This is a genomic window from Bacteroides sp. MSK.20.82, assembly GCF_019052485.1.
Classification (GTDB): domain Bacteria; phylum Bacteroidota; class Bacteroidia; order Bacteroidales; family Bacteroidaceae; genus Bacteroides; species Bacteroides thetaiotaomicron.
This window is the reverse complement of the sequence record NZ_JAHQUN010000034.1, coordinates 34,493-46,396: the sequence shown is the minus strand read 5'-3', so window position 1 is coordinate 46,396 and position 11,904 is coordinate 34,493. Positions and strand designations below refer to the sequence as shown.

11 protein-coding genes and 1 tRNA gene are annotated in these 11,904 nt (G+C 41.3%); 6 read left to right on the top strand and 6 right to left on the bottom strand.

Going from position 1 to position 11,904, the window contains the following annotated elements:
- Nucleotides 1–76 precede the first annotated feature (76 nt).
- From sppA to KTR07_RS20625, 5 genes are all read left to right on the top strand, one after another.
- The gene (sppA, locus tag KTR07_RS20645) at nucleotides 77–1,855 is read left to right on the top strand and encodes a signal peptide peptidase SppA (protein ID WP_008765466.1); all 1,779 of its coding nucleotides are present in this window, start codon (nucleotides 77–79) and stop codon (nucleotides 1,853–1,855) included.
- Nucleotides 1,856–1,865: 10 nt separating this feature from the next.
- A complete protein-coding gene (lpxK, locus tag KTR07_RS20640) occupies nucleotides 1,866–3,008 on the top strand; it encodes a tetraacyldisaccharide 4'-kinase (protein ID WP_008765467.1) in 1,143 nt (380 codons plus the stop codon).
- Nucleotides 2,947–3,756: a purine-nucleoside phosphorylase gene (locus KTR07_RS20635; RefSeq protein ID WP_008761225.1), complete on the top strand. Its 810-nt coding sequence runs from the start codon at nucleotides 2,947–2,949 to the stop codon at nucleotides 3,754–3,756. Before lpxK ends, KTR07_RS20635 begins: the two co-directional genes overlap by 62 nt.
- A 15-nt stretch (nucleotides 3,757–3,771) precedes the next feature.
- Nucleotides 3,772–4,806 carry a thiamine-phosphate kinase gene (gene thiL / locus KTR07_RS20630; protein WP_008761224.1) on the top strand — a complete coding sequence of 345 codons (1,035 nt, stop codon included), beginning with the start codon at nucleotides 3,772–3,774 and terminating at the stop codon, nucleotides 4,804–4,806.
- Nucleotides 4,807–4,971: 165 nt separating this feature from the next.
- A tRNA-Phe gene (locus KTR07_RS20625) sits at nucleotides 4,972–5,044 on the top strand.
- A gap of 77 nt (nucleotides 5,045–5,121) precedes the next feature.
- Here the strand turns inward: KTR07_RS20625 and KTR07_RS20620 are convergent.
- The 5 genes from KTR07_RS20620 to KTR07_RS20600 all read right to left on the bottom strand — a co-directional run bounded on the left by KTR07_RS20620 (nucleotide 5,122) and on the right by KTR07_RS20600 (nucleotide 10,090).
- Complete coding sequence (locus KTR07_RS20620; RefSeq protein ID WP_022470651.1) at nucleotides 5,122–6,348, bottom strand: glycoside hydrolase family 76 protein; 1,227 nt, start codon at nucleotides 6,346–6,348, stop codon at nucleotides 5,122–5,124.
- Nucleotides 6,349–6,618: 270 nt separating this feature from the next.
- On the bottom strand, nucleotides 6,619–7,077 hold the full coding sequence (locus tag KTR07_RS20615; protein WP_113748222.1) for a cold shock domain-containing protein: 459 nt from the start codon (nucleotides 7,075–7,077) through the stop codon (nucleotides 6,619–6,621).
- A gap of 54 nt (nucleotides 7,078–7,131) precedes the next feature.
- Entirely contained in the window at nucleotides 7,132–8,256 is a 1,125-nt protein-coding gene (locus tag KTR07_RS20610) for a DEAD/DEAH box helicase (protein WP_008761181.1), read from the bottom strand.
- Between the two features lie 94 nt (nucleotides 8,257–8,350).
- Complete coding sequence (locus KTR07_RS20605) at nucleotides 8,351–9,424, bottom strand: nitronate monooxygenase family protein (RefSeq protein ID WP_016269667.1); 1,074 nt, start codon at nucleotides 9,422–9,424, stop codon at nucleotides 8,351–8,353.
- A gap of 363 nt (nucleotides 9,425–9,787) precedes the next feature.
- Nucleotides 9,788–10,090, bottom strand: coding sequence for an RNA-binding protein (locus KTR07_RS20600; protein ID WP_008761179.1), 303 nt, complete (start codon nucleotides 10,088–10,090; stop codon nucleotides 9,788–9,790).
- A 319-nt stretch (nucleotides 10,091–10,409) separates the two neighbouring features.
- On the opposite strand from KTR07_RS20600, the gene KTR07_RS20595 reads away from it, so the two are divergent.
- Nucleotides 10,410–11,186 carry a LuxR C-terminal-related transcriptional regulator gene (locus KTR07_RS20595; RefSeq protein ID WP_008765472.1) on the top strand — a complete coding sequence of 259 codons (777 nt, stop codon included), beginning with the start codon at nucleotides 10,410–10,412 and terminating at the stop codon, nucleotides 11,184–11,186.
- Here the strand turns inward: KTR07_RS20595 and KTR07_RS20590 are convergent, their stop codons facing one another.
- The gene (locus tag KTR07_RS20590) at nucleotides 11,187–11,771 is read right to left on the bottom strand and encodes a hypothetical protein (protein WP_008765473.1); all 585 of its coding nucleotides are present in this window, start codon (nucleotides 11,769–11,771) and stop codon (nucleotides 11,187–11,189) included.
- Between the last annotated feature and the right edge of the window lie 133 nt (nucleotides 11,772–11,904).

The following is an 11,904-nucleotide window of genomic DNA, read 5'->3' as shown; positions in this document are numbered from 1 at the left end:
TTATTGAATAAATATCAACTCAATTATTTATCTTTGTTAGCTTTAAAACAAGCTGACTCAAAAAAACAATAGTATAATGAAAGATTTCTTGAAATTTACGCTCGCCACTGTGACCGGTATCATCCTGTCAAGCATTGTATTATTTATTATCGGCATGGTAACATTGTTCGGCATTGTATCAACCGCGGATACAGAAACAATAGTGAAAAAGAATTCTGTGATGATGCTCGACCTGAACGGTGTATTAGTCGAACGCACTCAGGAGAGTCCGTTAGGTATCTTATCACAGTTGTTCAGCGACGACTCCAATACATACGGGCTGGACGATATTCTTTCTTCCATCAAAAAAGCAAAAGAAAATGAAAATATCAAAGGAATTTATCTGCAGGCAAGTATGCTCGGAACTTCGTATGCATCTTTGCAGGAAATCCGTAACGCATTGCTCGACTTTAAAGAAAGCGGAAAGTTCATCATAGCCTACGGAGATAGCTATACACAAGGACTTTATTATCTTTCCAGTGTAGCGGACAAGGTATTGCTCAATCCGAAAGGAATGATTGAGTGGAAAGGCATCGCTTCCGCTCCTCTGTTTTATAAAGACTTACTGCAAAAGATCGGGGTAGAAATGCAGATATTTAAAGTAGGTACTTATAAATCCGCTGTAGAACCGTTTATTTCTACAGAAATGAGTCCTGCCAATCGTGAACAGGTGACAGCTTTTATCAACTCGATTTGGGGACAGGTTACCGAAGGGGTATCTGCTTCCCGCAGCCTCCCCGTAGATTCACTGAATGCTTTAGCTGACCGTATGCTGATGTTTTATCCGGCAGAGGAAAGTGTGCAATGTGGCTTGGCGGACACATTGATTTACCGCAATGATGTTCGCAATTATCTTAAACAGTGGGTGGACTTGAAAGAAGATGACCGCCTTCCGGTGCTAGGGTTGAGTGACATGATCAATGTGAAAAAAAACATGCCGAAAGATAAAAGCGGTAACATCGTAGCGGTCTATTATGCCTCCGGAGAAATCACAGATTACAGCGGTTCTTCAACTTCTGAAGAGGGAATTGTAGGCACAAAAGTTATTCGTGACTTGCGTAAGCTAAAAGATGACGAGGATGTAAAAGCTGTCGTTCTCCGTGTTAATTCACCGGGTGGAAGTGCTTTTGCATCCGAACAAATCTGGCATGCCGTGAAAGAACTGAAAACAGAGAAACCAGTAATTGTTTCTATGGGTGATTATGCCGCATCAGGTGGTTATTATATCTCTTGTGTAGCCGATACAATCGTTGCAGAGCCGACTACATTGACGGGATCCATCGGAATTTTCGGTATGGTACCGAATGTTAAGGAATTATCAGAAAAGATCGGTTTGACCTACGATGTGGTAAAAACAAATAAATTTTCAGATTTTGGAAATATCATGCGTCCTTTCAATCAGGATGAGAAGACACTGATGCAGATGATGATTACCCAAGGTTATGATACATTCGTCAATCGCTGCGCTGAGGGGCGCCATATGAGCAAAGAGGCCATTGAGAAAATAGCTGAAGGTCGTGTATGGACAGGAGAAGCTGCTAAAGAACTTGGACTGGTAGACGTACTCGGAGGTATTGATACAGCTTTGGAGATTGCTGTCAGGAAAGCAGGAATCGAAGGATATACAGTTGTTTCTTATCCGGCAAAACAAGACCTCCTTTCTTCACTGCTCAATACGAAACCCACTAATTATGTGGAATCACAAATATTGAAAAGCAAGTTAGGAGAGTATTATCAACAATTCGGTATGCTGAAAAATTTAAAAGAGCGTTCCATGATTCAGGCACGCATTCCGTTTGAACTAAATATCAAGTAAACTGTACTGCATGGACGAACACTTTATCAAGATACATAAGTGGCTTTACCCTGTCTCATGGATTTACGGGGCAGTGGTAACAGTAAGAAACAAACTCTTTGACTGGGGATTCCTCCGGTCAAAGAGTTTTGGTGTTCCTGTCATCTGCATCGGCAACCTGTCTGTAGGCGGCACGGGAAAGACGCCGCACACCGAATATCTGATAAAGCTGCTTCGTGATAACTATCATGTGGCAGTATTAAGCCGGGGATATAAAAGGCATAGCCGAGGATATGTGCTTGCCACTCCCCAAAGTACTGCACGCAGCATCGGTGACGAGCCTTACCAGATGCATACCAAGTTCCCGTCTGTCACACTAGCTGTCGATGAGAACCGTTGCCATGGCATAGAACAATTACTATCCATCAAAGAACCGTCCATTGAAGTTGTATTGCTGGATGATGCTTTCCAGCACCGTTACGTCAAGCCGGGACTAAGCATCCTGCTGACGGATTATCACCGCCTCTTCTGCGACGATACTTTACTTCCGGCAGGTCGTCTGCGCGAGTCTGTCAACGGTAAAAACCGGGCACAAATCGTCATTGTCACAAAGTGTCCGCAGGATATTAAGCCGATTGACTATAATATTATCACAAAACGACTGAACCTTTATCCTTATCAGCAGTTATACTTCTCATCGTTTCGTTATGGAAATCTGCAACCGGTATTTCCATCAGCAAATTCAGAGATTGATTCTACAGTGAATGAGTTACCGCTGAGTGCTTTAACGAATACGGATATTTTGCTGGTAACGGGCATTGCATCACCTGCGCCTATTCTCGAAGAGTTGAAAATGTATACCGATCAGATTGATTCGCTTTCATTCGACGACCATCATCATTTCAGTCATCGGGACATACAACAGATCAAGGAACGATTCGGAAAACTAAAAGGTGAACATAAACTGATTGTCACCACCGAGAAAGATGCAACCCGCCTGATTCATCATCCGGTATTGAGCGAGGAACTGAAACCGTTTATTTACGCCTTGCCGATTGAGATTGAGATATTACAAAATCAACAAGATAAATTTAACCAACACATTATTGGCTATGTTAGAGAAAATACAAGAAACAGCAGCTTTTCTGAAAGGGAAAATGCACACCAGTCCTGAAACAGCCATCATCCTTGGCACCGGACTTGGCAGTTTGGCAGACGAGATCACCGAGAAGTATGAAATAAAGTATTCGGATATTCCTAACTTCCCGGTGTCTACTGTCGAAGGTCATAGCGGTAAACTGATTTTCGGCAAGTTGGGCAACAAAGACATCATGGCAATGCAAGGGCGTTTTCATTATTATGAAGGTTATTCCATGAAGGAAGTGACTTTCCCTGTACGTGTAATGCGTGAGCTGGGTATCAAAACATTGTTTGTATCCAACGCCAGCGGTGGTACAAACGAAGCTTTTGAAATCGGTGACCTGATGATTATCACCGATCATATCAACTACTTCCCCGAACATCCGCTTCGTGGCAAGAATATTCCTTATGGTCCACGCTTCCCGGATATGAGCGAAGCATATGATAAGGAACTGATTCGTAAAGCTGATGAGATTGCTCAGGAAAAAGGCATTAAGGTACAACATGGAATTTATATCGGTACGCAAGGCCCTACTTTCGAGACTCCTGCTGAATATAAACTATTCCACATTCTGGGTGCCGATGCAGTCGGTATGTCTACCGTTCCCGAAGTGATCGTAGCCAACCACTGCGGAATCAAGGTATTTGGAATCTCCGTCATCACTGACTTGGGAGTAGAAGGAAAAATTGTAGAAGTATCGCATGAAGAAGTTCAGAAGGCAGCGGACGCAGCCCAACCTAAAATGACCACTATCATGCGTGAACTTATCAACCGTGCTTAATACTAAACTCTATTTATGCGAACTGAAATAGCAACTCTCGGCGAGTTCGGTCTGATCGACCGCCTCACCGAGGGAATTAAACCAGAAAACGAATCAACCAAATACGGAGTGGGTGATGATGCCGCCGTCCTCTCCTACCCTTCGGAGAAACAACTATTAGTAACAACCGACTTATTAATGGAAGGTGTCCACTTCGACCTGACTTACGTCCCTCTGAAACATTTGGGATATAAATCGGCCGTAGTCAATTTCTCCGATATTTATGCAATGAATGGTACCCCCCGACAGATTACCGTTTCGCTCGCTCTTTCCAAACGCTTCAGCGTAGAGGACATGGAAGAGCTTTATTCAGGCATTCGTCTGGCATGCCAACAGTATCATGTTGACATTATCGGAGGCGATACATCCTCTTCTCTTACGGGACTTGCCATCAGCATCACCTGTATCGGAGATGCCGATAAAGACAAAGTGGTCTACCGCAACGGAGCCAAAGACACTGACTTAATCTGTGTCAGCGGTGACTTGGGCGCTGCCTATATGGGTCTGCAACTCCTGGAACGTGAGAAAACAGTACTGAAGGGTGAAAAAGATATCCAACCGGACTTCACCGGCAAAGAATACTTACTGGAACGCCAGTTGAAACCGGAAGCCCGTAAAGATATCATCGAAAAACTGGCGGCTGCCAATATTGTCCCCACATCCATGATGGACATCTCCGATGGTCTGTCGTCCGAATTAATGCATATCTGCAAACAAAGTAATACGGGATGCCGTGTCTATGAGGAACATATTCCTATTGACTATCAGACGGCTGTCATGGCAGAAGAATTCAACATGAACCTGACCACTTGTGCCATGAATGGCGGTGAAGATTATGAATTGCTTTTCACTGTCCCCATCGCCGATCATGAGAAAGTATCACAGATGGAGGGAATCCGCCTCATCGGGCATATCACCAAACCCGAACTCGGTTGCGCATTGATTACCCGTGACGGACAAGAATTTGAATTGAAGGCTCAGGGATGGAATCCGCTAAAAGAAGATAAATAGATTTTCTCAGTTATATACTGAAAAATATTTCATTCCATACAACACTGATAATAAGCAAAGTAGCTTTTTATCAGTGTTTTTTATTTATAGAAGCCTTGCAGAATCCAAAACTTTAACTACCTTTGCAACCGCAAAAGAGAAACAACTGAGTTGAATTAGCCTTACGGTGCCATAGCTCAGTTGGTAGAGCAAAGGACTGAAAATCCTTGTGTCCCCGGTTCGATTCCTGGTGGCACCACTATCAACTCAGTAACAAAAATCCCTTGAACTTTTGAAGTTCAAGGGATTTTTGTTTTATCTCTTTTCTTATTCACTCTATCGGTGTTTAAGTACACACATAGCTTCCATCAGCATACAACCGGTCAGATGCGATGTCAATCCCACACTCTCATCATCAGCAGGTGCTTTTCTCCAACGACCGCTATATAACATAGTCTTCTGATTCACTCCTTGCTCTGCCATAACCGTAGCACAATGAGTTATGTAGTCGCGAAACTTATTATAATTGGCACTATCCAGTGCAGGGTCATTAATCAGTTTCACAAAATAACGGAAGAAGATGCCATGAAACAAGCCACCGTCACCACCTTCTGCATCGGAGAGTACACCTTCATTGGTCGACAAATGGTCAATCACAAAATTGGCCGCTTTTACTGCATCTGCCAGATATTGCTTATCACCGGTAATCTTATACAGTTCATGAGCTGCTCCTAGGAAAGTACCCGAGTTGTACGAAAATACCCATTTGGTAATCTTGCCTTCTCCATTCATGCTGTCATACACTGCCCCCGTCTGACGATCGAACAAGTTATTCTTCTCCCATGTATATATTTTAATGGCCTCATTCAGATAAGCCTGTTTGGGTTTTCCGGCCTTTTTACCCATAGCATCGTAAAAATTATACAACCGGGCAGCAATAAGGGCAGCAGGACCATTGGAACAAGCGTTCTTAGATTTTGCCACATCCGTCTTCCAGGTAATGCCACCAAACCACGGAGCCTCATCTTCCGGTCCCCAAGTAGACCAAACCCAATCATCGTAGGTCTGTCTCGCCTTTTTCAGATACTTGGTATTCTTAGTGCTTTCAAACATGCGAATCTGTGCCAGAGCAATCCATTCCATATCGTCTACAAACACATTCCACCACGGGTCTTCCTCTCTGCCCGCAAAATTGAATTTCGGTGCACCTTCCCACCATAACGGGTATATATTCAAATACTGTTTGCTTCCGGTACGCATATATGCATCTACCATGACATCCATAGCATGTGCCTGTGGCCAATAATGATTGGTAGTCATATTGGAAAGATCACTACCATAATTAAAATAAAACCGATTCTCATACCCTTTGAAGTTTGCACCCCAAAAATGCTTGATAAGGGCTTGCGACATACCATCTGCCATTTTCTGCCAATAAACAGGCGTCTTTTCCGCCAGACTTGCTGTAGTTTTTTCTACAATTACAGGATTGCTTCCCCCTGTCTCCGCAGAGAGCTGCAAAGTCAAGCTGAGAAAAAATACCGTAATCAATAAGTTCTTCATGTTTTCTGCGTTTAAAAGTTAATAATATTTCAGACTCAGCGGGCAAAGGTATGAAATAGTAGAGATAATGAATCATTATTTCTTGCCATTTTTGTACGATATGCTGCATTCTTCTTCCGGTTACCCTCCGTTCCCCTGTCTACCTGCAATACTATTTTTACGCATAAAAAATCCCTTGAACCTCTGAGACTCAAGGGATTTTTATTTTATCATATTACACTTAAGCAAATGAATATCTAAAAATAAGTTTCAATACTTACATTTTTTGTTTTAATTCTCCACCGGTTTCTTTTCGAGACAGATATTGACCGCATTCATTCCTTTCACACCACGTTCAAGATCGAATGTTACAATATTACCTTCCGAGATATTACCAACGACATTATTAACATGGAAAAAGTACTTATCAACTCCGGCAAGGTCCTTTATAAAACCAAAGCCTCTTGCCCCATTAAAGAATTCAACTCTCCCTCTCAATATAACGGGTTCCTCGTCTTCTTTCTTCGGAGTTGCAATGATTATCTCATCCAGGTTTATCTCTTCCTTTTTAATGTTTTCAGCCGGAGGAGTCGAAGTTATCATTCCATTCTCGTCCACATAAGCAATCATATCATCGAAGCTGCTTTTACTGGATAACTTCTTGCTATCCTTTTTCTTTTGTTTTTCTTCTCGTTTAGCGAGTCTCTTTTTTTCATTTTCACGTTTACCTACCGTAATGGATTTTGCCATAGAACTTATATTTAATTTATACTATATTTTAATGAATAATGTAAGGGAATGACCTTAAATTGTAAAATCAGCCCTATTTAGTTTTTTGCCTGTCAATTTCTGAATATCATTAATCTGTTTGCGTTCTTCCTGAGAGCAGAATGTAAGTGCCATACCTGCATTTCCTGCTCTTCCCGTACGCCCGATTCGATGTACATATGTCTCAGGAACATCAGGAAGATCATAATTGATAACCAACGGCAGCTCATTAATATCAATTCCCCGGGAAGCGATATCTGTGGCAACCATCACTCGCGTTTTACCCGACTTGAAGTTACCCAATGCGGACTGCCGCGCCGCCTGACTCTTATTTCCATGAATAGCCTGGCTGCCAATGCCGGCTTTACCCAATATTTTAACTATCTTATCAGCATTGTGCTTGGTACGCGAAAAGATAAGTACCGACCGGTCCTCCGATTTTTGCAAAATTGAAATCAGCAACAGGCTCTTTTCTTTCTTCTCTACAAAGTAAACCAGTTGCTTTATAGAATCTACCGTTGATGATTTCGGTGTAACATAAATCTTCAACGGATTCTTCAGCAAGGAATTAGTCAGAGCAATAATCGTATCAGGCATTGTAGCCGAAAAGAACAAAGTTTGCTTTTCTTTCGGAAGTTTCGGCAATATTCGTTTAATATCATGTATAAAGCCCATATCAAGCATACGGTCTGCTTCGTCCAGAACAAAATACTGAATATTATCCAATCGTATATGTCCTTGATTCATCAAATCGAGCAAACGCCCCGGAGTAGCAACCAGAATATCGATTCCTTTATGCAGCATATCCACTTGCGGACGTTGATTCACGCCTCCGAAGATGACTCCGTGACGGATACGTGTATACTTTGAATAATCTTCAATACATTCACTGATTTGCAATGCGAGTTCGCGGGTAGGAGTCAAAATCAGAGCTTTGATTCCCGAACGCTTGCCTTCTCCCTTATTGAGATGCAAATGTTGTATAATAGGTATTGCAAATGAAGCAGTCTTTCCGGTTCCAGTCTGCGCACAGCCTAAAATGTCTTTTTTTGCCAATGCTACAGGAATCGCTTTCTCCTGAATAGGAGTAGGTACTGTATATCCTTTTTCTTCAATTGCTTTTAAAATAGGTTCGGTTATATTTAATTCTTTAAATGTCATAAATGTTATTTTTGCTGTTTCAGCACAGCGGTTAATTTTATATATAGTAAGAGAGCACAACACATTCAATACTGAATATGCAAGGTCTCCGATATTAAACCAGTTTGTGAGTCGCTAAGAAAAACTCGCGTTCCAGTGTATTCATCACTTCTTTCACACTGCTTATTTTATCTGCGAGAAAGGCGTTGCTACCGGCAAAAGCATAACCTTTTTTCATATTTCCTTTGGCCGCATTATACAGCGCTTTAATAATGCAATAAGGACTTTTTGTATAGTCACACGTCTTAATGCAATGGAATGAGCATTTCCTCGGCTTTTCCAGACCATTATTCACACTATGAATAAATTCTCCGTCAATAGCCCGTCCCGGCATTCCGACAGGACTTTCAATAATAAGAACATCTTCGGATTTGGAGTGAATATACACTTCTTTGAAAGTTTCCGAAGCATCACATTCAAGGGTCGTCACGAAAATACTTCCCATCTGCACTCCCGAAGCTCCCAGTTCCATAAAGTGCGCAATATCTTCCCCTGTCGAAATTCCACCGGCGGCAATCACCGGAATATGTTTCTGTTCTTTATAACTGGCCGCAATCGCCACCACTTCGGGAATCAATACATCCAAAGCATAATTCTGGTCTTGCAGCTGTTCTTTCTTAAACCCCAGATGCCCTCCGGCTTTGGGACCTTCTACCACTATCGCATCCGGCAGATAGTTATAATTCTTTTGCCATTTGTCACAGATTATTTTGGCAGCTCTTGAAGAAGATACAATAGGTACTAATTTCGTAATACTCCCCGTAGTCAAATAGGAAGGCAAATCAAGTGGAAGTCCGGCACCGGAAAATATCACATCAATCTTTTCATTAATCGCAGTACGCACCATATCAGCATAATTCGATAAGGCAACCATGACATTCACACCAATAATACCTTTTGTTTTCATGCGTGATTTGCGAATCTCTTCTTTCAGGCCACTGATGCATTTTTCTGTATAAGTGCCTTTTTCTTTGGGATAAAGCAACCCCAGACCTGCACACGATATAACTCCCACTCCCCCTTCGTTTGCTACTGCTGACGCCAGACCGGACAATGATATCCCAACTCCCATTCCACCTTGTATAACAGGTACTTTAATTTCAATATTTCCTATAAAAAATGATTTCATATATTTTATTCTGTGCTTGGCCATTTCAAAATCAACACACTCCGAACATACTCTATTCAAGTATTCAAAGTCGCCTTCATCATTGGCTGTTCGCTTGATTGGATATTATTTATTAAACTCTCACTCCTGTTTCTTCCAAGAGCATTGTATTACAAAAAAGCCTAATAATCTATTGTCAGAATGGAAAGTGCAGGATTATATACTCCTGATATTGCGCATAAAAGAGGCAGAATTAGCAGAACTTAAATGTAAAATGATTTTTCGTTTTCTCCGTATAACAGAAATTCCTCCGTTGAATCATGAAACGGTAATAGTCTGTATAAAAGCAGAAGACATTATCTTCTGCTTTTATTTATTCTGATATTAATATCTTCTTGAATTGTTATAACCACCTCCACGGTTACCACCGTATGACGGTTTTTCAGCGCGAGGACGTGCAACGCTCACTGAAATAACCTTCTGGTCATATTCAACTCCATTCAATTCGTCAATAGCTTTTTGTCCTTCTGCATCATTCGTCATTTCTACGAAAGCGAATCCTCTGGATCTGCCGGTTTCTCTATCAAAAATAACTTTGGCTGAAGAAACTTCTCCATACTCTGCAAATAAATTTGTCAAGTCAGCATCATTTGTGCCATAACTTAAACCTGAAATGTAAATGTTCATCTAAAATTTTATTAAAAATAAATACTAATTTGGAGTGAGGAGGATAATTACAGAAGAGGACTACTTACTAATAATATATTATAAAGAAGAACTACACAATAATGATTCGTGACTCAAACTCTGGGAACAAAGATAACACAATTAATTAGATAACTATCTTTTTATTATTTATTTTTCAAGAGATGTTCAATAATTATCATTTGTTAGCACGATTATTGTATGGAAACAATAAGAATAAGCAAATCTCTACTCCTTCCTTGATAATATCACGGATTATATCTACTTTTGTCATACTTCAATCAAAAAAACAGTTCCATACATGCGGGAAATCAAGCTAACAGATATCACACGGGAAGAATTGTGGGCAAAGCAACGTTTGTCCTTTACCGACATCGACTATGCCGTGTGGGAACGGAATAAATCCATGCTTCATCAATTCTCGAAGATGAACCGGAACTGTACATTTGTAGTAGACGTATATAAATGCAGATATGCCTATGCTTCTCCGAACTTTGTAGATTTACTGGGATATGATGCCCACAAGATAGCAACATTGGAAAGGCAGGGTGATTATCTGGAATCGCGCATCCATCCCGACGACCGCGAGCAATTGCTCATCTTACAAATAAAATTAAGTCAGTTTATATACAGTTTGCCTCCGGAACAACGAAATGACTATTCTAATATTTACAGTTTTCGTGTTCTCAATGCGAGGCAACAATACGTGCGTGTTGTCAGCAGGCATCAGGTTCTGGAGCAGACCATCGATGGAAAAGCATGGCTGGTAATTGGGAATATGGATATCTCACCTGATCAACAAGAGGCCGAAACGGTAGACTGTACTGTACTCAATCTGAAAAATGGAGAGATGTTCTCTCCTTCTCCGTCACTGCAGACCTTCAATCCTCTCACCAAACGGGAAGCTGAAATTTTACGCCTGATCCAAAAAGGACTGTTAAGTAAAGAAATAGCAGACAAACTGTGTGTCAGCATTCATACCGTCAATATTCACCGACAGAATCTATTACGGAAATTAGGAGTACAAAATTCCATTGAAGCCATCCGAATAGGATATGAGACGGGGATATTAAGCTGATTAAGGCATCCATTCCAGCACTCCTCCCACCGGATGCTCTTTTCGCCATTCTTCAAACCCGGCATAAGTCCGCACTCCATCCCGTATGACAGCCTGATAATATTCTACCCCCATAATCTTTTCACTTTCGGGTGTCTCATTTTTCAATTGAAGAATTGTCCGCTTAATCTCATCTGTCAAGACGGAAGAAATACGTTCGGCTACTTTCTCAAAATACCCATCGTATCGGGAACCTTTCCGGATATGTATCATATCAATTTGCCAGAGTGCATTATCCGAATCCTGATACCAGGCATGCCATTCAACACACGCCTCAACAGTATGCAGCAGATTCACGCACTCTATCTTCTTCACTGACGTGTTTTCCGCCAGCTTCGCCATCGCCCTGAAACTATCGGCTAAACTTAAAGAAGACGTATATATATGAAAATCAATATCCCGGTGTTTCATCAGCAACCCCATACGAAGAGAACCAACCAGATTAACCTGTGCACCAATACTTTCCCATATCGGGATAACATTGACTTTCTCTATTATTTCCCATGCTTTCTGCTGATTTCGTCTTGCAACATCAAGGATATCCATCTTTCTTCTAGATTAAATGAGCACGCAAAAATAAGAAAAAGGCTTGATATATAGCTATAAATAACTATTTAATACCCCACCGGATCTAGCTAACTTTGCCACCCTTTCAATCAACTTTTAATACCCAAACTGA

Bases quoted from the DNA above. Each gene is read 5' to 3' on its own strand.
- sppA (WP_008765466.1), top strand. From the start codon at position 77: ATGAAAGATTTCTTGAAATTTACGCTCGCCACTGTGACCGGTATCATC.
- lpxK (WP_008765467.1), top strand. From the start codon at position 1,866: ATGGACGAACACTTTATCAAGATACATAAGTGGCTTTACCCTGTCTCA.
- KTR07_RS20635 (WP_008761225.1), top strand. From the start codon at position 2,947: ATGTTAGAGAAAATACAAGAAACAGCAGCTTTTCTGAAAGGGAAAATG.
- thiL (WP_008761224.1), top strand. From the start codon at position 3,772: ATGCGAACTGAAATAGCAACTCTCGGCGAGTTCGGTCTGATCGACCGC.
- KTR07_RS20620 (WP_022470651.1), bottom strand. From the start codon at position 6,348: ATGAAGAACTTATTGATTACGGTATTTTTTCTCAGCTTGACTTTGCAG.
- KTR07_RS20615 (WP_113748222.1), bottom strand. From the start codon at position 7,077: ATGGCAAAATCCATTACGGTAGGTAAACGTGAAAATGAAAAAAAGAGA.
- KTR07_RS20610 (WP_008761181.1), bottom strand. From the start codon at position 8,256: ATGACATTTAAAGAATTAAATATAACCGAACCTATTTTAAAAGCAATT.
- KTR07_RS20605 (WP_016269667.1), bottom strand. From the start codon at position 9,424: ATGAAATCATTTTTTATAGGAAATATTGAAATTAAAGTACCTGTTATA.
- KTR07_RS20600 (WP_008761179.1), bottom strand. From the start codon at position 10,090: ATGAACATTTACATTTCAGGTTTAAGTTATGGCACAAATGATGCTGAC.
- KTR07_RS20595 (WP_008765472.1), top strand. From the start codon at position 10,410: ATGCGGGAAATCAAGCTAACAGATATCACACGGGAAGAATTGTGGGCA.
- KTR07_RS20590 (WP_008765473.1), bottom strand. From the start codon at position 11,771: ATGGATATCCTTGATGTTGCAAGACGAAATCAGCAGAAAGCATGGGAA.